This window comes from Enterobacter sp. QK-SA4, from assembly GCF_056856775.1.
The window spans coordinates 3,395,619-3,419,316 of the sequence record NZ_JBXFXH010000007.1; the positions used below are offsets into that span (position 1 = coordinate 3,395,619).

At 54.0% G+C, this 23,698-nt stretch carries 22 protein-coding genes and 5 tRNA genes; 4 read left to right on the forward strand and 23 right to left on the reverse strand.

Annotated elements, in window-relative coordinates; translation table 11 throughout:
- Positions 1–8 precede the first annotated feature (8 nt).
- On the forward strand, positions 9–761 hold the full coding sequence (gene gpmA / locus AC1VYI_RS18010) for a 2,3-diphosphoglycerate-dependent phosphoglycerate mutase (protein WP_023310804.1): 753 nt from the start codon (positions 9–11) through the stop codon (positions 759–761).
- 60 nt (positions 762–821) lie between these two features.
- Here the strand turns inward: gpmA and aroG are convergent, their stop codons facing one another.
- Positions 822–1,874: a 3-deoxy-7-phosphoheptulonate synthase AroG gene (aroG, locus tag AC1VYI_RS18015; protein WP_008501110.1), complete on the reverse strand. Its 1,053-nt coding sequence runs from the start codon at positions 1,872–1,874 to the stop codon at positions 822–824.
- 304 nt (positions 1,875–2,178) lie between these two features.
- Between aroG and AC1VYI_RS18020 the strand changes: the two genes are divergently transcribed.
- Together AC1VYI_RS18020 and zitB are read left to right on the forward strand one after the other, a co-directional pair.
- Complete coding sequence (locus AC1VYI_RS18020; protein ID WP_045357765.1) at positions 2,179–2,559, forward strand: protein YbgS; 381 nt, start codon at positions 2,179–2,181, stop codon at positions 2,557–2,559.
- 106 nt (positions 2,560–2,665) lie between these two features.
- A complete protein-coding gene (zitB, locus tag AC1VYI_RS18025; RefSeq protein ID WP_134866648.1) occupies positions 2,666–3,604 on the forward strand; it encodes a CDF family zinc transporter ZitB in 939 nt (312 codons plus the stop codon).
- Here the strand turns inward: zitB and pnuC are convergent.
- The 20 genes from pnuC to mngA form a co-directional block, all read right to left on the reverse strand.
- A complete protein-coding gene (pnuC, locus tag AC1VYI_RS18030) occupies positions 3,601–4,320 on the reverse strand; it encodes a nicotinamide riboside transporter PnuC (protein WP_134866649.1) in 720 nt (239 codons plus the stop codon). The genes zitB and pnuC overlap by 4 nt on opposite strands.
- A gap of 22 nt (positions 4,321–4,342) precedes the next feature.
- Complete coding sequence (gene nadA, locus AC1VYI_RS18035; RefSeq protein WP_047742477.1) at positions 4,343–5,386, reverse strand: quinolinate synthase NadA; 1,044 nt, start codon at positions 5,384–5,386, stop codon at positions 4,343–4,345.
- 222 nt (positions 5,387–5,608) lie between these two features.
- Positions 5,609–5,684: transfer RNA gene (locus tag AC1VYI_RS18040), tRNA-Lys, on the reverse strand.
- 31 nt (positions 5,685–5,715) lie between these two features.
- Positions 5,716–5,791 (reverse strand) — tRNA-Lys (locus AC1VYI_RS18045).
- Between the two features lie 141 nt (positions 5,792–5,932).
- Positions 5,933–6,008: transfer RNA gene (locus AC1VYI_RS18050), tRNA-Lys, on the reverse strand.
- Positions 6,009–6,011: 3 nt separating this feature from the next.
- A tRNA-Val gene (locus tag AC1VYI_RS18055) sits at positions 6,012–6,087 on the reverse strand.
- 126 nt (positions 6,088–6,213) lie between these two features.
- Positions 6,214–6,289: transfer RNA gene (locus AC1VYI_RS18060), tRNA-Lys, on the reverse strand.
- Positions 6,290–6,450: 161 nt separating this feature from the next.
- Positions 6,451–7,245, reverse strand: a complete 795-nt coding sequence (gene cpoB, locus AC1VYI_RS18065) for a cell division protein CpoB (RefSeq protein ID WP_047742479.1) — start codon at positions 7,243–7,245, stop codon at positions 6,451–6,453.
- A 9-nt stretch (positions 7,246–7,254) separates the two neighbouring features.
- The gene (gene pal / locus AC1VYI_RS18070) at positions 7,255–7,776 is read right to left on the reverse strand and encodes a peptidoglycan-associated lipoprotein Pal (protein WP_003858578.1); all 522 of its coding nucleotides are present in this window, start codon (positions 7,774–7,776) and stop codon (positions 7,255–7,257) included.
- Between the two features lie 35 nt (positions 7,777–7,811).
- Complete coding sequence (gene tolB / locus AC1VYI_RS18075; RefSeq protein WP_013097529.1) at positions 7,812–9,104, reverse strand: Tol-Pal system beta propeller repeat protein TolB; 1,293 nt, start codon at positions 9,102–9,104, stop codon at positions 7,812–7,814.
- Positions 9,105–9,238: 134 nt separating this feature from the next.
- Entirely contained in the window at positions 9,239–10,525 is a 1,287-nt protein-coding gene (tolA, locus tag AC1VYI_RS18080) for a cell envelope integrity protein TolA (RefSeq protein WP_029740419.1), read from the reverse strand.
- Between the two features lie 28 nt (positions 10,526–10,553).
- Positions 10,554–10,982, reverse strand: coding sequence for a colicin uptake protein TolR (tolR, locus tag AC1VYI_RS18085; RefSeq protein WP_003858589.1), 429 nt, complete (start codon positions 10,980–10,982; stop codon positions 10,554–10,556).
- Positions 10,983–10,985: 3 nt separating this feature from the next.
- On the reverse strand, positions 10,986–11,678 hold the full coding sequence (tolQ, locus tag AC1VYI_RS18090; RefSeq protein WP_008501101.1) for a Tol-Pal system protein TolQ: 693 nt from the start codon (positions 11,676–11,678) through the stop codon (positions 10,986–10,988).
- Positions 11,675–12,079, reverse strand: coding sequence for a tol-pal system-associated acyl-CoA thioesterase (ybgC, locus tag AC1VYI_RS18095; protein WP_003858593.1), 405 nt, complete (start codon positions 12,077–12,079; stop codon positions 11,675–11,677). Before ybgC ends, tolQ begins: the two co-directional genes overlap by 4 nt.
- 148 nt (positions 12,080–12,227) lie before the next feature.
- Positions 12,228–12,518, reverse strand: a complete 291-nt coding sequence (gene ybgE, locus AC1VYI_RS18100; protein WP_014831116.1) for a cyd operon protein YbgE — start codon at positions 12,516–12,518, stop codon at positions 12,228–12,230.
- The gene (cydX, locus tag AC1VYI_RS18105) at positions 12,518–12,631 is read right to left on the reverse strand and encodes a cytochrome bd-I oxidase subunit CydX (RefSeq protein WP_003858598.1); all 114 of its coding nucleotides are present in this window, start codon (positions 12,629–12,631) and stop codon (positions 12,518–12,520) included. The genes ybgE and cydX overlap by 1 nt, the downstream gene beginning before the upstream one ends.
- 14 nt (positions 12,632–12,645) lie before the next feature.
- Positions 12,646–13,785 carry a cytochrome d ubiquinol oxidase subunit II gene (cydB, locus tag AC1VYI_RS18110; RefSeq protein ID WP_023334940.1) on the reverse strand — a complete coding sequence of 380 codons (1,140 nt, stop codon included), beginning with the start codon at positions 13,783–13,785 and terminating at the stop codon, positions 12,646–12,648.
- A gap of 15 nt (positions 13,786–13,800) precedes the next feature.
- A complete protein-coding gene (cydA, locus tag AC1VYI_RS18115) occupies positions 13,801–15,369 on the reverse strand; it encodes a cytochrome ubiquinol oxidase subunit I (protein ID WP_023310795.1) in 1,569 nt (522 codons plus the stop codon).
- A gap of 679 nt (positions 15,370–16,048) precedes the next feature.
- Complete coding sequence (gene mngB, locus AC1VYI_RS18120) at positions 16,049–18,679, reverse strand: mannosylglycerate hydrolase (protein ID WP_134866650.1); 2,631 nt, start codon at positions 18,677–18,679, stop codon at positions 16,049–16,051.
- A gap of 23 nt (positions 18,680–18,702) precedes the next feature.
- Positions 18,703–20,619 carry a PTS 2-O-a-mannosyl-D-glycerate transporter subunit IIABC gene (gene mngA, locus AC1VYI_RS18125; protein WP_226483638.1) on the reverse strand — a complete coding sequence of 639 codons (1,917 nt, stop codon included), beginning with the start codon at positions 20,617–20,619 and terminating at the stop codon, positions 18,703–18,705.
- 170 nt (positions 20,620–20,789) lie between these two features.
- On the opposite strand from mngA, the gene AC1VYI_RS18130 reads away from it, so the two are divergent.
- Positions 20,790–21,506 carry a GntR family transcriptional regulator gene (locus AC1VYI_RS18130; protein ID WP_021241016.1) on the forward strand — a complete coding sequence of 239 codons (717 nt, stop codon included), beginning with the start codon at positions 20,790–20,792 and terminating at the stop codon, positions 21,504–21,506.
- 84 nt (positions 21,507–21,590) lie between these two features.
- Here the strand turns inward: AC1VYI_RS18130 and sucD are convergent, their stop codons facing one another.
- Entirely contained in the window at positions 21,591–22,460 is an 870-nt protein-coding gene (gene sucD / locus AC1VYI_RS18135; protein WP_008501094.1) for a succinate--CoA ligase subunit alpha, read from the reverse strand.
- Positions 22,460–23,626, reverse strand: coding sequence for an ADP-forming succinate--CoA ligase subunit beta (gene sucC / locus AC1VYI_RS18140; RefSeq protein WP_023310791.1), 1,167 nt, complete (start codon positions 23,624–23,626; stop codon positions 22,460–22,462). The genes sucD and sucC overlap by 1 nt, the downstream gene beginning before the upstream one ends.
- Between the last annotated feature and the right edge of the window lie 72 nt (positions 23,627–23,698).

Sequence of the window (23,698 nt, forward strand, 5' to 3'; positions counted from 1 at the left end):
AGTAAGAGATGGCTATTACTAAGCTGGTTCTGGTGCGTCACGGCGAAAGCCAGTGGAACAACGAAAACCGCTTTACCGGTTGGTACGACGTTGATCTGTCTGAGAAAGGCGTAAGCGAAGCAAAAGCAGCAGGTAAACTGCTGAAGGAAGAAGGCTTCAGCTTTGATTTTGCTTACACCTCTGTGCTGAAACGTGCCATCCACACCCTGTGGAACGTGCTGGACGAACTGGATCAGGCCTGGCTGCCGGTTGAGAAGTCCTGGAAACTGAACGAACGTCACTACGGTGCGCTGCAGGGCCTGAACAAAGCGGAAACCGCTGAGAAATATGGCGACGAGCAGGTTAAACAGTGGCGTCGCGGCTTCGCAATCACCCCACCAGAGCTGACCAAAGATGACGAGCGCTACCCGGGCCACGATCCGCGTTACGCGAAGCTGACCGACGCTGAGCTGCCAACCACCGAAAGCCTGGCGCTGACCATCGACCGCGTTGTGCCTTACTGGAACGAAACCATTCTGCCACGCCTGAAAAGCGGCGAGCGCGTGATCATCGCGGCTCACGGTAACTCCCTGCGTGCGCTGGTGAAATACCTGGACAACATGGGTGAAGACGAAATCCTCGAACTGAACATCCCAACTGGCGTACCGCTGGTGTATGAGTTCGACGAAAACTTCAAGCCAATCAAACACTACTATCTGGGTAACGCAGAAGAGATCGCGGCGAAAGCAGCGGCTGTCGCGAACCAGGGTAAAGCGAAGTAATTTTCGCCAGATATAAAAAAAGCGCGGAGCCTTCCGCGCTTTTTATTTGTGACTGAGAATTCAGCCGCGACGCGCTTTTACCGCATTCGCCAGCTGACGCAGGATAGCATCGGTATCGTCCCAGCCAATGCAGGCATCGGTGACGCTTTTGCCATACACCAGCGGCTCGCTGCCTTCCAGGTTCTGGTTACCTTCAACCAGATGGCTTTCGATCATCACCCCAATCACCGCCTTCTCACCGCCGGCAATCTGCTGGCAGACGTCTGCACCCACTTCCATCTGCTTTTTAAACTGCTTGCTGGAGTTGGCATGGCTGAAATCGATCATCACCTGCGGTGGCAGCCCGGCTTTTTCCAGCCCGACCTTCACTTCTGCCACGTGTTTCGCGCTGTAGTTCGGCTCTTTGCCGCCGCGCAGAATGATATGGCAGTCACCGTTCCCGCTGGTGTTAACGATGGCGGAATGGCCCCATTTGGTTACGGACAGGAAGCAGTGCGGCGCACCCGCTGCGTTGATGGCGTCGATAGCCACCTTAATGGTGCCGTCAGTGCCGTTTTTGAAACCCACCGGGCAAGAGAGACCGGACGCCAGCTCGCGGTGAACCTGAGATTCAGTCGTGCGCGCACCAATTGCGCCCCAGCTCATCAGGTCTGCCAGGTATTGTGGCGTAATCATGTCCAGGAATTCACCGGCAGCAGGCAGGCCGCTGTCGTTGATCTCCAGCAGCAGCTTGCGCGCAATGCGCAGACCGTCGTTGATCTGGAAGCTGTTATCCATATGCGGATCGTTAATCAGCCCTTTCCAGCCCACGGTGGTGCGCGGTTTTTCAAAATAAACGCGCATGACGATTTCAAGCTCGTCCTTCAGCTCTTCACGGAGGGTGAGCAGACGGGCTGCGTACTCTTTCGCAGCTGCAGGATCGTGAATGGAGCACGGGCCAATCACCACCAGAAGACGATCGTCATTACCTTTCAGGATCTTATGGATCGCTTTACGAGCATGAGAAACCGTGTTTGCGGCATTTTCAGTGGCGGGGAATTTCTCAAGGAGCGCTACAGGAGGTAATAACTCATTGATCTCTTTAATGCGTAAATCGTCGTTCTGATAATTCATCTTCGTTCCAGCTCTGCCATATCTTTAGTAATGAAAGCAATCCTTTCAATCTATCTTGTCGACCAGGAAGTGTAAACACGGTTTTACACTTCACGCAGATAATTCCTGGAATTCGCCTAAAAATCGCCACAAAATAGCGAAAAACGAGATCTAACCTAAGCTTTTTAACTGTAACAACCAATTTTAAACGCTTAAACGCGATTCCCTACTGACGTAAGTCCGTGAGGAGGAATCTTTCGCCTCTGAAAGAGATGCACTGTTGGAGAAAGTTATCCAGCGTAACGACAAGAACAGGAGCACCATGATGAAAATGACAAAACTGGCAACCCTCTTCCTGACCGCCACACTCACTCTGGCCAGCGGCAGCGTCCTGGCCGCGGAAACGGGCACATCAGACAGCAACGGTGATGCGAATGCCGCTGCGGCAGCAGGCCAGCCCGCCCCTGATGCGAAACAGAATATCGCCCCGAATAATGTCGACAACAGCCAGATCAATACCGGTAACACCAACACCGGCGGCACTATGCTGCATCCTAACAGCAGCGGTGCCGGCACCATGAATCATGACAATATGAGTTCGGATGAGGTTCATAAGAACTCGATGTGTAAGGACGGCAAATGCCCCGATCCTAATGATAAAGTAGGGAACGACGCGAATACCAAAACCGATGGCACAACCCAGTAAGGGGTGGTAACCGGTAAGAAAAAGGAGAGCTCAGGCTCTCCTTTCTTTTTGGAGTAACCTATTAAAAACGCTACACTAAAAACAATAACACATCAGGAAAGCAGATATGGCGCACTCCCATTCCCACTCACACTCTCCCGGCAACGACAACGCTAAACGACTGATGCTGGCCTTTGGCGTTACGGCAACGTTTATGGTTATCGAGGTCATTGGCGGCCTGATTTCCGGCTCTCTGGCGCTACTGGCTGATGCCGGACACATGCTGACCGATGCCGCAGCGCTGCTCTTCGCCCTCCTGGCGGTACAGTTTGCGCGTCGTCCTCCCAATGCGCGCCATACCTTCGGCTGGCTGAGGCTGACAACCCTTGCCGCGTTTGTGAACGCTATTGCGCTGGTGGTCATCACCGTTCTTATCGTCTGGGAGGCCGTACAGCGCTTCACACACCCGCAGCCAATCGCCGGGACAACAATGATGGTGATTGCCGTGGCGGGGCTGCTGGCAAATATCCTGGCCTTCTGGATTCTGCACCGCGGCAGCGGAGAAAAGAACCTCAACGTGCGCGCTGCGGCTCTGCATGTCCTGGGTGATTTGCTCGGCTCAGTCGGGGCGATCGTCGCCGCGCTGGTGATCCTCTATACCGGCTGGACGCCTGTCGATCCGATTCTGTCCGTGCTGGTGTCATGTCTGGTCTTGCGCAGCGCCTGGCGACTGCTGAAGGAGAGCGTGAATGAACTGCTTGAAGGGGCACCGACATCTATGGATATTGAAGAGTTGAAGCGCAACCTGCGCCGTTCAGTCCCGGAAGTCCGCAATGTTCATCACGTGCACGTCTGGCTGGTGGGGGAAAAACCGGTCATGACGCTGCACGTCCAGGTGATCCCGCCTCACGACCACGATGCGCTGCTTGAGCGCATCCAGCATTTTCTTGAACATCACTACGAAATTGGCCACGCCACCATCCAGATGGAATATCAGCCCTGTAACGGGCCGGACTGCCACCTCAACGAGGCGCAGTCCGGACATTCACATCAGCATCACCACTAGCTGGAAAGCGCGCGAGAACCTCGCTCACGCGCGCTGTTAATCCACATCCGGCTGCCGTTCAGCGCGATGAAGGTCAACAGCAGATATTCCAGCGACATCGCATAGACGCCCTGCAGAGCGAAGATCGCTACGCTAATAACGTTGATGATGACCCACAGCAGCCAGTTCTCAACGTATTTTCGCGTCATCAGGATCATCGCCGCAATCGACAGCACCATCATGCAGGAATCCCAGAACGGGAAGGCATCCGGCTGGAGCTCGGGCATCGTCACGTTCAGGCCGAAACCGGACATGACCGACACGGCAACGCGGGTCAGGAACGCAAACACCGGGTTGATGTAGACGGTCATTAAACCAATGGCGACCAGACAGGCGACAAACCAGGCGATGGCTTTCGGCAAGGGCAGCCAGCGGATCTGCAGCTCTGCCTCCTGCTGGCTGTTCTGACGCGACCACGCGTACCAGCCGTAAATATTGGCCGCAAAGAAGAACAGCTGCAAAAGCAGGCTGGCGTACAGCTGGATCTGGAAGAAGATAATCGCAAACAGCGTAACGTTAATCAGCCCGAACGCGTAGTTGCTGATCTTCTCCAGGCTTGCCAGCCAGATGCAGAGTAATCCCGCCAGCGTGCCAACGGCCTCAATCCATGACAGGTCATAGCCACCTGCACCAATCGGTATATGAACCAGAATGTTCTGCGTGCTAAAAAAATCCATCTTTTCCCCGGGACGTTTTGAATTAAGTACGTAGTGTAGCCGCAAAATCCAGCATGCGGTTAAGCGGAATTAACGCACCTTCACGCAGGGCGGCATCCACATGGATTTCATGTGCCGCACCGCCCGTCTCGAGCCCTTCGGCAATGGCCTTCAGGCCGTTCATCGCCATCCACGGGCAGTGCGCACAGCTGCGACACGTTGCGCCCTCACCCGCCGTTGGCGCTTCAAGGAGCTCTTTCTCCGGCACGGCCTGCTGCATCTTGTAGAAAATACCGCGATCGGTCGCCACGATGAGCTGCTTGTGAGGCAACGTCCTGGCCGCGTTGATAAGCTGGCTGGTTGAGCCCACGGCGTCCGCCATGTCGACAATAGACTGGGGTGATTCAGGGTGAACAAGAATAGCGGCGTCAGGATAAAGTGCCTTCATGCGCGCCAGCGCCTGGGTTTTGAATTCGTCGTGCACAATGCAGGCACCCTGCCAGCAGAGAACGTCAGCCCCCGTCTGCTTCTGGACATAATTTCCAAGATGGCGGTCAGGCGCCCAGATAATTTTCTCGCCAAGGCTGTCCAGATGTTCAATCAGCTCAACGGCGATGCTGGAGGTGACAACCCAGTCTGCACGCGCTTTTACCGCCGCAGAGGTGTTGGCGTAAACCACCACGGTCCGGTCAGGGTGAGCGTCGCAGAAGGCCGTGAACTCGTCAATCGGGCAGCCGAGATCCAGGGAACACTCCGCATTAAGCGTCGGCATCAGAATGGTTTTTTCAGGGCTCAGGATCTTTGCCGTTTCGCCCATAAAACGCACGCCAGCAACCAGCAGCGTGGAAGCGGGATGTTTTGCACCGAAGCGTGCCATCTCCAGTGAGTCAGAAATACAGCCCCCGGTCTCTTCCGCCAGCTGCTGAATTTCCGGGTCGGTGTAGTAATGGGCCACCATCACCGCATCTCGTTCTTTAAGAAGACGTTTGATCTTCTCACGGTAGAATTGCTTTTCGTCCTGGCTTAGCGGGACAGGCTTTGGCGGAAACGGATAGATTGCGGCTTCAGGATCAAACATCACACTCATTATGGCTTCTCGTTTTACGGGCTTAACAATATTGCCTTTCTTTTGCATGACATAGCAAAACGCATGGCAATTGTGTTTTGTATACTAAACAAGATAGCGAATATGAGAGGAAAAGTCACCGGAAATAGGTGCGGATAGCATTTGTCGGCCGGCGGCTTCGCCTTGCCCGACCTGCACAGACGGCAGATAGCAAAAAGGCGCCTTTAGGGCGCCTTTCTACACTGGTGGGTCGTGCAGGATTCGAACCTGCGACCAATTGATTAAAAGTCAACTGCTCTACCAACTGAGCTAACGACCCCTTGCGGGATGTACTTCAAATTTATTCAGGCTGGTGGGTCGTGCAGGATTCGAACCTGCGACCAATTGATTAAAAGTCAACTGCTCTACCAACTGAGCTAACGACCCTTTTGGGTGTTGCCTGAATTATCACTCGGAACCAATAAAATTGGTGGGTCGTGCAGGATGACTCGGCTTCGCCTCGCCCTTCGGGCCGTTGCTAAAGCAACGTTATCCTTCACGTTTAATATCTGAGTAAGACATTAAAATTGGTGGGTCGTGCAGGATTCGAACCTGCGACCAATTGATTAAAAGTCAACTGCTCTACCAACTGAGCTAACGACCCGAGTGGTGGGTGATGACGGGCTCGAACCGCCGACCCCCTCCGTGTAAAGGAGATGCTCTACCAACTGAGCTAATCACCCACTCTGTACTGCCGATATGCGTTAAGCGGTGGGTCGTGCAGGATGACTCGGCTTCGCCTCGCCCTACGGGCCGTTGCTGACGCAACGTTATCCTTCACGTTTTACTACTACTTCCACCTGACTTAGTGGTGGGTCGTGCAGGATTCGAACCTGCGACCAATTGATTAAAAGTCAACTGCTCTACCAACTGAGCTAACGACCCACTTTTACGCTGTTTTCACGTTGTTTGATATCCCGTGGCAACGGCGGCATATATTACTGATTTAAGAATTCAGCGCAACAAAAATTTCGATGAAGATCACTTAACTGCTTACGAATCATGCTGCACGACCAGAAATAACGCGATTTCTGGTCATGCGATAATCATCCCATCGAATTCAGACGTTTTTGCGCCTGCTTAGCACCTTCGGTACCCGGGAATTTTGAGACTACCTGCTGGTAAACCGCTTTGGCTTTCGCAGTGTCGCCTTTGTCCTGCATGATGACGCCCACTTTGTACATCGCATCAGGCGCTTTTGGCGATTTCGGGTAGTTTTTTACCACGGAGGCAAAATAAAACGCCGCATCGTCCTTTTTACCCTTGTTGTAATTCAACTGACCGAGCCAGTAATTCGCATTTGGCTGATAAGTGGAATCAGGGTATTTCTTAACAAAGTTCTGAAACGCAGCAAGCGCGTCATCCTGACGAGACTGATCCTGCACCAGGGCAATGGCCGCGTTGTAGTCCGTATTCGCGTCACCGCTCTGTACAGGCGCCCCTGTTGAAGCAGAAGCATCCGCAGCCGGAGCTGATGTCGCCGCACCGGTCTGATCGCCCGCGGCTGGCTGTGCTTGTGCTGCTGCACCACCGCTATTCAGGCTATCTATCTGCAGCAAAATCTGCTTCTGACGTTCCACAACCTGGTTCAACTGATACTGGCTTTCCTGAATCTGGCCGCGGAGAGAGTCAATATCGTTTTGGTTATCGGAAAGTTGTTGCTGGAGTTGGGTTAAAAGCTGGCTGTGAGCGTTAGAAATACGCTCGAGTTGAGTGACCCGGTCTTCTACCGAGCCTGAGCCGACACTACTGATTGGTGCCTGAGCAAAAGCGGCCCAGGGGGCCGCTATTCCAACCAGTAACGACAGACTCAACAGATGATGTCTGAAGTTACTGCTCATGCAATTCTCTTAGTAAACCAGTACGGCACGACGGTTTTTGGAGTAAGCCGCTTCGTCGTGACCCAGTACTGCAGGTTTTTCTTTACCGTAAGAAACGATGGAGATCTGGTCAGCAGAAACGCCTTTACCCTGCAGGTACATTTTAACAGCGTTAGCACGACGTTCACCCAGGGAGATGTTGTACTCTGGAGTACCACGTTCGTCCGCGTGACCTTCTACGGTGACTTTGTAAGATGGGTTGCTACGCAGGAAGTTAGCGTGAGCATCCAGCATCGCAGCGAAGTCAGAACGGATGTCGTATTTATCCAGATCGAAGTAAACGATGTTGTTCTGCTGCAGCTGCTGCATCTGAAGACGCGCTTGCTCTTCAGAAGACATGTTGCCATTGCCGTTCGCGTCCATACCGGTGCCGGCACCCATCATGCCTTCGCCGCTCTGGTCATTGCTGGCGTTCTTGTTAGAAGAACACGCTGCGATTGCCATTACAGGCAGAGCGATCATCAGCCCCTTCAGCACTTTGTTCAGTTGCATTTCTATGATTCCTTTAGTAATCAATTAATTATTATTTACAGATACGGCGACCAGGCAGGTGATTTTACCTGTCCATCAGTTGCCGGAATACGCGCTTTGAAACGCCCATCTGTAGAAACCAGATTCAGCACAGATCCCATCCCCTGAGAAGAGCTGTAGATTACCATCGTGCCGTTAGGTGCCAGACTTGGCGTTTCATCCAGGAACGTTGACGACAGAACTTGAACGCCACCCGCTACCAGATCTTGTTTGGCAATGTGCTGCTGCCCACCGTTGGAGCTCACCATTACCATAAATTTACCGTCGCTGCTCACGTCTGCGTTCTGGTTCTGCGAACCTTCCCAGGTAATACGCTGCGGAGCACCGCCGTTGATGTTGACTTTGTAAATTTGTGGACGGCCAGCCTGGTCAGAGGTAAACGCCAGGTTTTGACTGTCCGGGAACCATGAAGGTTCGGTGTTGTTGCTGCGACCGTCGGTCACCTGACGAATCTGGCCAGAGCCAATGTCCATCACGTACAGGTTCAGGCTACCGGTTTTTGACAGCGCAAACGCCAGTTTGGACCCGTCCGGAGAGAAGGAAGGCGCACCGTTGTGACGTGGGAAAGAGGCCACCTGACGAACAGCACCGTTTGCCAGCGTCTGGATAACCAGCGCTGAACGACCGCTTTCGAAGGTTACATAGGCCAGTTTAGAACCGTCCGGAGACCAGGCTGGAGACATCAGCGGCTGAGAAGAACGTTTCACCAGGAACTGGTTGTAGCCGTCGTAGTCAGATACGCGCAGCTCATACGGGAACTGACCACCGTTGGTCTGTACCACATAAGCAATACGGGTACGGAACGCCCCTTTAATGCCGGTCAGTTTTTCAAATACCGCATCGCTGGCAGCGTGTGCCGCGTAGCGCAGGTACTGCTTAGTGACCTTGTAAGAGTTCTGTGCCAGAACGGTACCCGGTGCACCGCCGGTATCCACCAGCTGCCAGGCCACGTTGTAAGAGCCGTCCGGGTTAGGCGTAACCTGACCCACAACCACGGCATCAATACCCAGTGCAGACCATGCTGCAGGCTGTACTTCCTGCGCGCTGCCCGGCTGCTGCGGCAGACGAGAACGATCTAACGGGTTGAATTTACCGCTGTTACGCAGGTCAGCCGCCACGATGCCACCGGCATCTTCAGGTGCAGCGCCAGGACCGGCCCACTGGAACGGAACAACACCGATTGGGCGTGCCGAGTCCACCCCCTGGGTGATCTCGATACGTACTTCTGCGTGCAGTACTGCTGCCCACAGCATTAAAAAACTAAATGCTACACGTAATGCCTGCTTCATCATATCTCCCTTATCCGGGTAACCTTACCCACGATAATTTAGCAGAATGTTAACAAACTCAAATAGACAAAACTACCAGAACCCTGTGACTAAACCTGGTCTATTTTTCCCCGTTTGCACGGGGAAAATGTAACTTAAGGTTTGAAGTCCAGCGGCGCATTTTTGAAGACTTCGTAAACTGCCTGAGACGGCGGTTTAGGCATCTTCGCCTGACGCGCTGCAGCCAGGGCCGCAGTACATAAAGCCGGGTCGCCACCTTCAGACTTAATATCCAGCAGCATGCCGTCCGGAGCCAGTTTTATACGCAACGTACACGTTTTACCGGTATAGGAAGACGCATCATAGAATCGGCTTTCAATAGCGGATTTAATCTGCGCGGCATAACCGTTGATTTCAGCCCCTGTCGCACCGTTACTCTTAGTGTTACCACTTCCCGTCGGCGCTGCGTTGTTTCCTTTCGCCCCACCGCCCGTTTTCGGTGCATTCTTACCGGAGCTCAAATCGCCCAGCAGATCGTCAACCCCTGCGGCGGCAGCGGCTTTTTCAGCAGCAGCGGCCTTTTTGGCAGCCGCTTTATCAGCAGCAGCTTTCTTATCGGCAGCGGCCTTCTCAGCTGCAGCTTTCTTATCGGCAGCAGCCTTCTCAGCTGCAGCTTTTTTATCGGCAGCGGCTTTTTCAGCGGCGGCAGCTTTTTCTGCAGCCGCTTTCTCAGCCGCAGCCGCTTTCTTCGCGGCCTCGGCAGCAGCTTTCTTCTCTGCTTCCTGAGCGGCTTTTTTCGCGGCTTCCGCTTCGGCTTTCTTCTGAGCATCAGCTGCGGCTTTCTTCGCGGCTTCCGCTTCGGCTTTCTTCTGAGCATCAGCTGCGGCTTTCTTCGCGGCTTCCGCTTCAGCTTTCTTCTGGGCATCAGCAGCGGCTTTCTTCGCCGCTTCTGCCGCTAATTTTGCCTGGGCATCAGCCTGTGCTTTCGCGTCCGCTGCGGCTTTTGCTGCCGCCTCTTCCGCCTGCTTTTGCTGTTCCTGGGCTTTTTTCGCGGCCTCTTCGGCTTGCTTCTGCTGTTCCGCCTGCTCTTTCGCAGCTTCCTGCGCCTGCAAACGCTCCTTCTCAAGCTGCTTCAGACGCTCCTGCTCTGCGGCCTGCTTTTCACGCAGTTCTTCCGCCTGCTGTTGCGACTGTTTTTCACGCTGCTCTTCAGCCCGTTTGGCACTCGCCTTCTGCTGTTGTTCGCGATTATAGTTCTGTACTACCGCACCGGGATCCACCATCACGGCGTCAATGGAAGACCCTCCACCGCCGCCGGCTGATGCATCAATATGCTCGTCGAACGAACTCCAGATCAGCGCTGCAAAGAGAATCACGTGCAGCACTGCGGAGACGATTATCGCTCGCTTAAGCTTGTCGTTCTGTTCGGTTGCCTTTGACACTATCGGTTCCCAAAAACTACGCGGATGATCAAATAGGTTGGGTCATTAAGCCAACTGACTTAACACCCGCACTATGTAGCAAGTTCAGCGCTTTAATAATTTCATCGTAGGGTACGTCTTTCGCGCCACCGATTAAGAAGACCGTTTTCGGATTTGACTCCAGGCGACGCTGCGCTTCAGCAATCACTTGCTCAGGCGGCAGCTGATCCATACGATCTTTCTCTACCACGACGCTGTATTGCCCTACGCCGGAAACCTCAATGATAACCGGAGGATCGTCATTGGTGCTCACCGCCTGTGATTCTGTCGCATCCGGCAGATCCACTTCCACACTCTGGGTAATGATTGGCGCTGTCGCCATGAAGATCAGCAGCAGTACCAGCAGGACGTCCAGCAGTGGAACGATATTGATTTCGGACTTGAGCTCGCGACGACCTCGTCCACGCGATCTGGCCATGGTTTACCCCTTGTTGCTCTCGGTGCTGGTAAACGCCTGACGGTGCAGAATCGCAGTGAACTCTTCCATAAAGTTGTCGTAGTTCAGTTCCAGTTTGTTCACGCGCTGGTTCAGACGGTTGTAAGCCATAACCGCCGGAATTGCCGCAAACAGACCGATAGCGGTCGCAATCAGTGCTTCAGCGATACCCGGTGCAACCATCTGCAACGTCGCCTGCTTCACCGCGCCCAGCGCGATAAAGGCGTGCATGATCCCCCACACGGTACCAAACAGGCCGATATACGGGCTGATGGAACCGACAGTGCCGAGAAATGGAATATGCGTTTCGAGATTTTCCAGCTCGCGGTTCATAGAGATGCGCATCGCACGCGAGGCACCTTCCACCACCGCTTCTGGCGCATGATTGTTTGCACGATGCAGACGAGCAAACTCTTTGAAACCGCTATAAAAAATTTGCTCGGAGCCTGTAAGGTTTTCACGGCGTCCCTGGCTTTCCTGATACAGACGAGAAAGCTCAATACCCGACCAGAACTTATCTTCAAACGCTTCAGCTTCACGGCCAGCGGCATTGAGGATACGCGTTCTCTGGATGATGATGGCCCAGGATGCGATTGAAAAACCAATCAAAATCAACATGATAAGTTTAACCAGAAGGCTTGCCTTCAGGAACAAATCAAGGATATTCATGTCAGTCACTGCTTAAACTCCGCGACAATAGACTTAGGAAGCGCACGAGGCTTCATTATGGTTGGATCAACACAAACAATCAGCACTTCAGCTGAGTTCAGTACGGTATTCTCTGCGTTGACTATCCGCTGCGTGAAAACCAGTGAGGTCCCGCGCATTGATGTAATTTCAGTTTGGACTTCGAGCATATCGTCGAGTCTGGCAGGCGCAAAATACTCAAGCGTCATCTTGCGTACCACGAAGGCAACTCGCTCAGCCAACAGCACCTGTTGACTAAAGTGATGATGGCGCAGCATCTCTGTGCGTGCCCGTTCATAAAAAGCAACGTAGCTGGCGTGGTAAACCACACCACCGGCATCGGTATCTTCGTAATAGACACGAACCGGCCATCGAAACAGCGTTGTATTCACTTTACATCCCGGTAATGCAACAAAAGTTAATGCTTTTAAACTTCGCTACTATACGCGCGGGAAAGAGGGTTGGGAATGGGAGAAAGTAAACGGAGAGTAAATTTTTATGGGCTCGGGTAAGCCCATAACGTTAACGGACATTTCTTATTCAGAAGAAGAAGAAAATCAAACCGGCGAGAAGCACCAGATCGGCAATCAGAGGGCAAAAAATTCCCTGCCAGTGAATGGCTTTCGGACGAAAGCCCACGCCGTGGATCACACCTGCACACACCGCCCACATAATGAGGAAGCCGTGCCAGATTTCAAGCTCGCTGGTTTTCGCTGCAAAGCGCGAAGGGTCCCAGAAGATACAACCTGCCAGCAGTAATGCCATCACTAAAGAAAGCGCCCGTAACGGGCGCTTGTCCATTACCGCGTAAAGCGTCGCGATAATATTCATCAGTGTTTTTCTTCACCCGCTTTGGTCGCTTCGACGTGCTCAAGCGCCAGGGCAGTGATGACACCAAATGCACAGGCAAGAAGCGTCCCTAAAATCCATGCGAAATACCACATATTCAGCTCCTTACTTAGTACATAGAGTGGGTGTTGCTTTCGATATGTTCTTTAGTGATACGACCGAACATTTTCCAGTAACACCAGATGGTGTAGGCCAGAACAATCGGAACGAACACGCAAGCAACATACGTCATCAGGTTCAGCGTCATATGGCTGGACGTTGCGTCCCACATGGTCAGGCTAGCATTCAGCATGGTGCTGGATGGCATGACGAATGGGAACATCGCGATACCCGATGTCAGGATGATGCACGCCAGGGTCAGTGATGAGAACACGAACGCCAGCGCGCCTTTCTCCAGACGAGACGTCAACACGGTCAGCAGCGGCAGCAATACGCCCAGAGCCGGGATAGCCCACAGCGCAGGGGTATTGTTAAAGTTCACCAGCCATGCACCTGCCTGACGCGCCACTTCTTTGGTCAGCGGATTAGACGGCGCAGTATGGTTGATTGCAGACGTCACCACGTAGCCATCGATGCCGTACACCACCCACACGCCGGCCAGTGCAAAGCAGACCAGCGTGACCAGCGCAGCGACCTGAGCCGTCGCGCGCGAACGCAGGTGCAGTTCACCAACCGTACGCATCTGCAGATAGGTTGCGCCCTGAGTGATGATCATCGCCACGCTCACCACGCCGGCCAGCAGACCAAACGGATTCAGCAGCTGGAAGAAGTTACCGGTGTAGTAAAGACGCATGTATTCGTCCAGGTGGAACGGTACGCCCTGCAGCAGGTTACCGAACGCCACGCCGATCACCAGCGGTGGAACGAAGCTACCGATGAAGATGCCCCAGTCCCACATGTTGCGCCAGCGGGTGTCTTCAATCTTGGAACGGTAGTCGAAACCAACCGGACGGAAGAATAAAGAGGCCAGCACCAGAATCATCGCCACGTAGAAGCCGGAGAACGCAGCCGCGTAGACCATCGGCCAGGCAGCGAACAGCGCGCCGCCAGCGGTGATCAGCCACACCTGGTTACCGTCCCAGTGAGGGGCGATGGAGTTGATCATGATTCGACGCTCAGTGTCATTACGACCGAGGAAACGGGTGAGCATCCCCACCCCCATGTCGAAACCATCCGTGACGGCGAAACCGATCAGCAGAACGCCGATCAACAGCCACCAGATAAAACGCAATACTTCATAATCGATCATTTGATGACTCCTGTCTTAGCGTGCCGGCTGAGTAGTCGCAGTAGACTGCTCGTAGTGATAGCGACCGGTTTTCAGGCTGCTTGGGCCAAGGCGCGCGAACTTGAACATCAGGAACAGTTCAGCCACCAGGAACAGGGTGTACAGACCACAGATCAGCAGCATGGAGAAGATCAGGTCGCCCGCTGTCAGGGACGAGTTCGCTACCGCCGTTGGCAGTACCTCACCAATCGCCCATGGCTGACGGCCGTACTCCGCAACAAACCAGCCGGATTCAATCGCGATCCACGGCAGTGGAATACCGTACAGCGCGGTGCGCAGCAGCCATTTTTTCTCGCCGATGCGGTTGCGAATCACGGACCAGAAGGACGCCGCAATGATCAGCAGCATGATGATGCCGCAGCCCACCATGATACGGAATGCGAAGTACAGTGGCGCAACGCGTGGAATCGAATCTTTGGTTGCCATCTGGATCTGCGCTTCTGTCGCATCAGAAACGTTCGGGGTATAACGCTTCAGCAGCAGACCGTAACCCAGATCTTTCTTCACGTTGTTGAACTGGTCGCGAACGGCCTGGTCGGTAGAACCGGCACGCAGCTGTTCCAGCAGCGAGTAGGCTTTCATACCGTTACGGATACGCTCTTCGTGCTGAACCATCAGCTCTTTCAGACCTGTCACCTGCTTATCAACAGAACGGGTGGCGATGATACCCAGCGCGTAAGGGATCTGAATGGCGAAGCGGTTTTCCTGCGCGTCCTGATCGGGAATGCCGAACAGCGTAAAGGCAGCAGGCGCCGGTTGGGTTTCCCATTCGGCTTCGATGGCAGCCAGTTTGGTTTTCTGCACGTCACCCATTTCGTAACCGGATTCATCACCCAGAACGATAACAGAGAGGATTGCTGCCATACCGAAGCTTGCAGCGATAGCAAAGGAGCGCTTAGCAAACGCGAAGTCACGACCGCGCAGCATGTAGTAAGAGCTGATGCCCAGTACAAACATCGCGCCGCACACGTAGCCAGAGGCGACGGTGTGAACGAATTTAACCTGCGCAACCGGGTTCAGGACCAGCTCGGCAAAGCTGACCATCTCCATACGCATAGTTTCGAAGTTGAAATCAGACGCGATAGGGTTCTGCATCCAGCCATTCGCCACCAGGATCCACAGCGCGGACAGGTTCGAACCTAATGCCACCAGCCAGGTCACCGCCATATGCTGGACTTTACCCAGACGGTCCCAGCCGAAGAAGAACAGACCTACAAAGGTGGATTCGAGGAAGAATGCCATCAGACCTTCAATGGCCAGCGGCGCACCGAAGATATCCCCGACATAGTGGGAATAGTAAGACCAGTTAGTCCCGAACTGGAACTCCATGGTCAAACCGGTTGCCACGCCCAGCGCGAAGTTGATACCAAACAACTTGCCCCAGAACTTGGTCATATCTTTATAAATCTGTTTGCCGGAGAGAACGTATACCGTTTCCATAATGGCCAGCAGGAACGCCATACCGAGCGTCAGTGGCACAAACAGGAAGTGGTACATCGCGGTCAAGGCAAACTGTAAGCGCGACAGTTCGACTATATCTAACATCATGACTCCTTGCTCATCGCATGAAGACTCCGAGAGTGAACCCCGTCAGAGAGAGATCCACACGCATGCCCCAATACAAATTATTCGCATCCTTGTCGTCGTTATTACCCTGAAGGAGGATAAAAACGATGACGTGAGGTTACAAATACGTTAATAAAAAACTCAAATTGATCCCGCAAATATAATACGCTGCAAAACCCTTACAATAAACAGGTTTTTATTGAATCACATTTACGTTTTTCGACGGCGATCAATTTATAGCAAAATTACCACTTTTCGGCCATTTTGATCGGGGACAATTTAGCGCTTTTCGACACCTTTTTCCAAGGATTAAACTTTGATTTAAATCAAAAACAAACCTTGATGTTAACTATGTTTAATCGTGGTAAGAATGGTAAAAACCATGTTAATGATATGTGCATGTAAAGATGTGATTGGTTATCGAAGACGAAAAAAAATATAAACAGAAGTGATTTTAATTAACGCGAAACAAAAGCCTCATTTCGATGCGCGGCAAACAATAAAGCATAGTCAGGCCGGGTTATTTTTCCATGGCATTTATGCAACCCTTCGTAATTACATTTATTTTACTTTTATCCCCCCCTAACTTAACACCGCGGAGTGACTATTAATGAAAAAGGCCGCAAACAGTGCAGCCTTTTAATGATATCAGCGGTTCTCAGGCAAGAAGAAGGCTAAAGGTTCGCGACTGTCCCGGTTTGAACGCCCCGACAATGCCTTCGTCTTCACCGTGGTCCTTCAGCCGTTCATTCATGTCCGTTTCGCAGCACCGCTTCACCCCCGGATTGACGGCTAGCGTCGCGTCACATGCTCTGGACTGCGAAGGGTTAAACAGACGAAGAATGAGCTCATCGCGATCTTCCGCTTTTTTGATCGCACTGAGTACGCATCCCGTTGGCGAAAGCGCTAACAGGCTGTAACTTTCCGGCGTGGTCAACGACGCGCGATTCAGCTTCATTGCATCCCAGGGGATCTTGTTATAACACTGCACCGGCGTTAACCACGATTGAGCCTGCTGCGCGACACCCGCGTTTTCCGGCGAGCCGCTGAAGCTGAAGAGGCTAAAGCGACAGCTTAACGGACCACGCACCTGAGAGTCCGGGACCGGCATTTTGATACCGGATGGTCTGCCGGGGCGCAGGAGCAGATCTTCTTTGCCGAGTACCCCCACGCCGCGCAGCAAGGTCAGAGCAAATGCTTTTTGTTCATCGCCCACGACTTCAAATTCACGCAGCCCCTCGGTAAATAGCGCAAGCCCGTTTCGTTTTTCCTGCAATACGGCGTAGTTAAGTAAATTCCAGACGGGAACCGGCGCTTCTTTCCACCCCTCCTCCCGCCAGTTTTCCATCGCCGCGTCCTGCACCGGGCGAGTGATCGAGCCAAACTGCGTATCCGCTAACACTTCCTCTGTCATAAACGGCGTTGGGATGAGCACGCGAACGCGGTGGTCGTTGGCCTGATTATCCAGGCGCACCGCCACGTCAATGCGTCTGCTGTTATGGCTTAGCGTAATCTCAAATTCAGCGTCGAGATAGCCGTTTCGCTGGCGCGCCGCGCGTTCGGCCAGGTTCGCCGGAACGGCTATTCGATGGCGGATAACCGCCCTGCTCTGCCAGCCTTCATGCGTAACCTCAAATTCATGCTCGCCCTGCGTGGAAGTGAGTCTCCACTCTTCCCGCGAAGGTGAGTAGTCGTACTCATCGCCATCATCCGAGCTCTCTTCGATTTCCAGCACGCGGTCATAAACAAGCCCGGTTTCTTTGTCGCGCAGGCGCAGCGTACCGTCGTCATTTAAGTCAATCTGCCAGAAGGCGTTTTCAAGTAAGGATGCGGTATTTACCCCCGGAGAGAGCACCTTCCCGGCCACGTTAGGTTCGATAAACAGCGTACGGTAGCCCATCGCCGGCAGTATCTGGCTGAGCTGAATATCAAACTCCATAAACGGTTCGTAATTGCCGTAGTGAACAATCTGCCGGTCAATGAGGCCCGGGTCTAGCTCGCGCGCGCTGCGAATGAAATACGGGATCTCATTGCCTTTCTCATCCCGCAGACGGAACTGGCTGGCGCGCAGTCGAATCGTGGTGTTCATCACCTCTTCACGCGGCCAGGGCATCAGGTTGAACATCACCAGCTTATCGGCGTAGCTTTGCGGCATGTTGTCGACAATCTTGCGCATAAAGAAACGCGCCAGGTTATCTGCCATGTCCTCAGCCAGTTCAAAGCGGGAGACAATCTCGCGATGCACCTTGTCGCTGCAGCAGCAGCCGATGCTGTCGTGAGCGTGGTTTTTGAGGATCTCTTTCCACATCTTCTCCAGCAGGCCGTGGTGGTAGTCGAAGCCCAGCGTCCAGGCAAGCGCCGCCAGCGGCTCCAGGATGTTGACAATTTTGTTCTCAATACGCGCGTGGGCGATTTTGATATCCATGCGCGTGGAGCCGATGGTCCGGTGAACGCGCATGTATCTCCCGTCGATAAACTCCCCTTTTAGCGTCGCCAGTTCATCGCGGTGCGCGTCGATATATTCAAAGACCTCTTCGAACCGACTCATCACGAATTGACGCTGGGGATAGATTTCACGAAGCTTATCCATCACCGCGAAAATGTTCTGCTGCAGCGGCATCTGGTCGTGGCCGTTGGGTAGTAAAATCTCTTTAGTGACGGAGGCGTTTTCCAGGATCTTGAAATAGCTGTCGAGCCGTCTTCGCAGCCCCGCTTCGTCCTCCGGTAAGTACTTACCAATCGCGTAGCCCAGCGGCAGCACCTGTGCCGTGACCTCACTGCCGTCCTGGCTCTGCCAGAGAAATTCGGTTTTATCGGTCCCGTGGCGTTCAGAACAGCCGCGCCAGAACATCGTGCGGGTAATGCCAAACCCGTTATAGATATGCGGAAGCTGGCAGGACATGCCAAACGAATCCGGGAGATAACCGATTTTCATCGGCTCGCCGAAGGCCATACAATCCCGGATGCCGTACATCAGGTTGCGGACAATCGACTCGCCGCTCACAATCGTGGTATCGGTCTGGGTATACCAGGGGCCGATAATCAGTTTTCCACGTTCGACAAGTGCCTTCACGCGAGAGCGGTTTTCGGGCACAACGGCAAAATAATCCTCCAGCACCGCCGTCTGTCCATCGAGGACGTAGTATTTGTACTCATCATCCTGCTCCAGACGGGTCAGGATCTCTTCCATATTATTGACCAGAAGAATACGCGACTCTTCGGTGGTGAAGTACCACTCACGGTCCCAGTGCATATGCGGCGTGATATGAACGCGAGATACAGCTTTCATCTTCGTTTCCTGTTTGTGCGTTTTTACGATAAGGCGTCTTCAGTGACGTAGTTGCCCTTTTTTACCGCCTGGCGTCGCCAGAGCAGCAGAACCAGGGTGGAGATAGCGGTACCCACCAGCGCCGCGCCAAACCAGCCCGCCGCAGCAACCACACCACCCAACCCGGCATCGTGAAGTAAAAAAAGAGAGAAAATCCCGGCCCCCGGCGTAGACAACCCGATCCCCATCGCACCGACAGCCGCGCCTGTCACCATGGATCCGAGTACAAATGAGCCAATAACGCGAAGCGGATCTTCTATCGCCATCGGAATCGCCCCTTCGGTAATGCCCGCGAGGCCGAGCAGCCAGGTCGATTTGCCGGTTTCAATTTCAAATGACTTGAACAGCTTCGGTGCCAGCATCGTTGACGCCGTGACGGTAAAGGCTGAGACCATTTTGACGGAAGCAAAGATGGCATAGGGACCGTATACCCCGTTCGCCATCGCCCCCAGGCAGAACGCGTAAGAGGCTTTGTTGACTGGGCCACCCAAATCGAATGAGCACATAAACCCGAGGATTGCCCCCAGAAGCAGCGCATTCGCGCCGGACAGACCGTTAAGCCAGACGGTGAGCGTGTTATTGAGCCAGGCCACCGGTTCGCCAATCACAAACAGCATCAGGCTGCCCGCGCCCAGCACGCCAATCACCGGATAGAGATAAAAAGTTAAAAAGCCGTTGTAGCGGCTACTGAGCCGGATGTGGTTTTTCACCCAGCGCATCAGATAGCCCGCGATCAGCCCGCCGACGATAGCGCCGAGAAAACCGGAGCCGATCATGTTGGCAGCCAGACCGGCCGCAAAGCCCGGCGTCAGCGCAGGTTTATCCGCCAGCGAGTAGGCGGTGTAGGCCGACAGGACAGGCACCATCAAAATGCCGAGCATGCCGCCGCCAAGCTTGCGGTACATCCAAAGCCACGAGTTTTCCTGGTCAAACAGGTGCTGCAGGCCAAGGATTTGCGCCAGCAGTACCGATACGGCCAGCACCGTACCGCCGGCGACGATCAGCGGCACCGCAAAAGAGATGCCGCTGAGAAGCGCCTGCTTGAGTTCAGTTTTAACGCGCTTTTTCGTTTCGGTATCGACCTGCGCATGGCGCGCATCGGTAGAAGGCTTTAGCGCCAGCGCGCGTTCAATCAACGCTTCAGCATGGCGCAGGGGTTCCGCAACGGGCACGGAAATGGCGGGGATCCCCTGAAAGCGCTCACTCTCTTTGATCGCCACTTCTGCGGCAAAAATACACGCTTTCGCCTCCTGTAGCTGCTGGGCAGTAATGCGCCCTTCAATACCGTTCGCCCCCTGCTTTTCGACCACCACGTTGACGCCGAGCTTACGTCCCGCTTTTTCCAGGTACTCTGCGGCCATATAGGTATGCGCGATCCCCGCCGGACAGGCAGTGACACAGACGACGGTTGGTGCATTCACCCGCGTATCAGCCTCGTCTTCCTGCGAGACACCGTTCAACGCATCAAGCAGATCCTCTGCCGTCTCTGCAGCCATAACGCGTTCCCGGAGGACATCATCGGCAAGGCGAGACGTCAGCGCCGTCAGCACCTGGATATGCGTGGATCCCGCTTCAGCTGGCGGGATGGCCAGCAGGACGATCATCTCAACCTTTTCAGGGCCGTCCACCCCCTCCCAATCCAGCGGTTCGCACAGCGTAGCAACCGCAAAAGCCGCTTCGTTCACCGCGCTCGATTTACCATGCGGGACAGCCAGCCCTTCACCCAGGGCGGTTGGCCCCTGCGATTCGCGACGGTAGACCTCCGCCAAAAATGCATCGCCATCTGTAATTTTGCCCAGCGCCACCAGCCGCATTGTAAGCTGGCGAATGGCCTCATCACGGCTGGCATAGCGCGCCTGCAAGCAGACAGCACTGGTGTGGGTCAGAGTCGTCAGGTTCATAAGATCCTCACACTTAAGTTGTTATTGTCTGGCGGCAATTGTGGCAGGTCACACAATACATTTATGTGATCATTTTCACTAACAATGCAAATTTGTATTTAAGTTGTATTATTTACAAATTTTAAGTGAGAGGCATAATTCCATGCAAAGGTATTAGAAAGGCAGATTCGATGGGTAACAAACCGATGTACCGGCAAATAGCCGATGCGCTTCGCGAAAAAATCAGCGCGGGAGAGTTAAAGCCTGGCGATGCGTTACCGACGGAATCCAGCCTTCAGGAGGCATTCAACGTGAGTCGCGTCACGGTTAGACAGGCGCTAAAGCTGCTTACGGAAGAGCAGATCGTCGAGAGCATTCAGGGCAGCGGCACCTACGTAAAAGAAGAGCGCGTCAATTACGACATTTACCAGCTCACCGGGTTTTACGAAAAACTGGCGGACCGGAACGTGGATACCCACAGTGAGGTGAGCATTTTCGAAGTGCTGAAAGCCGATGCGAAACTTGCCGAAAAGCTGAATCTCTCTCATGACGATAAGGTCTGGCACGTCAAACGCGTCCGCTTTATCAAACAAAAACCGGTAAATCTGGAAGAAACGTGGATGCCGCTGGCCCTGTTCCCCGACCTCACCTGGGAAGTGATGGAGAATTCGAAATACCACTACGTTGAGCAGATCAAAAAGCTGGTTATCGATCGCAGCGAACAGGAGCTGGTGCCGATCATGCCGTCAGAGGAGGCGATCGCCGCACTGTCGCTCGATCCGGCAAAGCCGATCCTGGAAAAAGTCTCCCGCGGGTTTCTGAAGGACGGGCGGGTATTTGAATACAGCCGCAACGTGTTCAATACCGATGATTACAAGTTCACGCTAGTCGCCAGACGCAGGCAATAAAAAAGGCCGCTTTACAGCGGCCAACCATGTCGAAACGGACATTTTTATACTTCAACGCCCCCCCTTTCGGGGAGCAGAGAGGACTTACTTAATGATGGATTTCAGTGCTTCGCCGATATCCGCCAGGCTGCGAACGGTCTTCACGCCTGCGGCTTCCAGCGCTGCGAATTTCTCATCAGCCGTACCTTTACCACCGGCGATGATCGCGCCCGCGTGACCCATACGCTTGCCTTTCGGCGCGGTCACACCCGCGATGTAACCGACAACTGGCTTGGTCACGTGTTCTTTGATGTAAGCAGCGGCTTCTTCTTCCGCGCTACCGCCGATCTCACCGATCATCACGATCGCTTCGGTCTGTGGATCTTCCTGGAACAGCTTCAGGATGTCGATGAAGTTAGAGCCCGGGATCGGGTCACCGCCGATGCCCACGCAGGTGGACTGGCCGAAGCCGTAATCGGTGGTCTGCTTAACGGCTTCATAGGTCAGCGTACCGGAACGGGACACGATGCCCACTTTACCCGGCTTGTGAATGTGGCCAGGCATGATGCCGATTTTGCATTCGCCCGGGGTGATAACGCCAGGGCAGTTCGGGCCAATCATACGCACACCAGCTTCATCCAGCTTCACCTTCACGGTCAGCATATCCAGCGTCGGGATGCCTTCAGTAATAGTGATGATCAGTTTGATGCCTGCGTCGATCGCTTCCAGAATGGAGTCTTTGCAGAACGGTGCCGGAACGTAGATCACGGTCGCGGTTGCGCCCGTCGCTTCTACGGCTTCACGCACGGTGTTGAATACCGGCAGGCCCAGGTGCGTGGTACCGCCTTTACCTGGCGTTACGCCGCCAACCATCTGCGTGCCGTAGGCAATCGCCTGTTCGGAGTGGAAAGTCCCCTGGCTACCGGTGAAGCCCTGGCAGATAACCTTGGTATCTTTATTAATTAAAACTGACATTATTTCCCCTCCACTGCGGCAACAACCTGCTGAGCTGCATCCGTCAGACTTTTCGCTGCAATAATATTCAGGCCGCTGTCAGCCAGTTTTTTCGCGCCGAGTTCAGCGTTGTTACCTTCCAGACGCACAACAACCGGAACGTTAACACCCACTTCTTCTACCGCACCGATGATACCGTCGGCGATCAGGTCGCAACGAACGATGCCGCCGAAGATGTTAACCAGAACGGCCTTCACGTTGTCGTCAGAGAGAATGATTTTGAACGCTTCGGTTACGCGCTCTTTGGTTGCGCCACCGCCTACGTCGAGGAAGTTTGCTGGCTCACCGCCGTGCAGCTTAACGATGTCCATGGTGCCCATTGCCAGGCCCGCACCGTTAACCATGCAGCCGATGTTGCCGTCCAGCGCCACGTAGTTCAGCTCCCACTGTGCAGCCTGTGCTTCACGCGGATCTTCCTGAGACTGGTCGCGCATTTCGCGCAGATCCGACTGGCGGAACAGCGCGTTGCCGTCAGCGCCCAGCTTGCCGTCGAGGCAGATCAGGTCGCCCTGAGTGGTGATCACCAGCGGGTTGATCTCGATCAGCGCCAGGTCGCGCTCCAGGAAGATGTTTGCCAGACCCATGAAGATCTTGGTGAACTGCTGAACCAGCTTGCCTTCCAGGCCCAGTTTGAACGCCAGCTCGCGACCCTGGTAAGGCATTGGGCCCGCCAGCGGATCGATTGCCACTTTGTGGATCAGGTGCGGGGTTTCTTCCGCCACTTTTTCGATTTCCACGCCGCCTTCGGTAGACGCCATGAACACCACGCGACGGGAGCTACGGTCAACAACCGCGCCCAAATACAGTTCTTTTGCGATGTCGGTCGCCGCTTCAACCAGGATCTGGTTAACCGGCTGGCCGTTCGCATCTGTCTGGTACGTTACCAGACGCTTGCCGAGCCAATGTTCAGCAAACGCACGAATCTCTTCTTTGCTCTTAACAACCTTCACACCGCCCGCTTTACCACGGCCACCAGCGTGAACCTGACACTTAACTACCCAAGGGCCGGAACCGATTTTAGATGCGGCTTCTTCTGCTTCACGCGGGGTAGTACAGGCATAACCCACCGGAGCCGGTAAGCCATACCGGGCAAACAGCTGTTTGGCCTGATATTCATGTAAGTTCATGTGTTCTATCCATCCTTCAGGTAATCGTTAGGTCGTGCTTTTATTGGCCCGGCAGCCATACGCCGCCGGGCA